Here is a 651-nt window from a genome sequence, read left to right on the forward strand (position 1 = left end):
ACGCCGCACCGAATCCCGCAGCCGAACGGAAAGCGAGCCGCGCCCGTGTCCCCTGCCCACCAGGCACCGTACGGCGAAGGCCCCGCCCTGGAACTGCTCGTCCACGGCGTCGGCGGAGCCACCCCCGAGGAGATGCTCGGCGACCCGCGCACGGTACGGATAACGGGCGACACGAAGGCGGCGGTGTACCGCCGCACCGACGACGCCGAGGCCGAGCAGCAGCCCGAGCGGTACACCGACCGGCCCGTGCCCGAGGCCTACTGCTGGTCCAACCTCACCTCGGGCAACGGCGCGCGGGCCCTGTGGCTGCTGCTCCTGCCGTTCATGGTCGCCAACCTCGCGCACTGGATGCGCCCGCGCGCCCGCGGCAGCCGGCGCACCACCCGCCTCTACGGACTGCTGGTGAGGCTGGTCGCGCTCAGCCTCACCGTGCTGCTCACCGCCGCGGCCTGCGCGGTCGCCCTCGACCTGGTCGCCTGGCAATGCGCCGGCTCCGCCGCGTGCGCGGGGGAGCGGGCCTGGCTCGGCTTCCTCTCGGCCGACCGGGGCGGCTGGTGGTCGCAGCCGGGGCGCCGTCTCGCCCTCGCGGCGGCGGTGCCCGTGGCACTCGTCACGCTGCTCTGGTACCTCTCCAACCGGACCTGGAGCGCC

General features: G+C 75.1%; 1 pseudogene. It reads left to right on the forward strand.

Annotated features, from left to right (window positions below):
* Positions 1 to 45: 45 nt before the first annotated feature.
* Positions 46 to 651 (forward strand): annotated as a pseudogene (locus tag EAO77_RS35160) (hypothetical protein); the annotation flags it as partial.

It is taken from the genome of Streptomyces sp. T39 (assembly GCF_008042045.1).
Classification (GTDB): Bacteria; Actinomycetota; Actinomycetes; order Streptomycetales; family Streptomycetaceae; genus Streptomyces.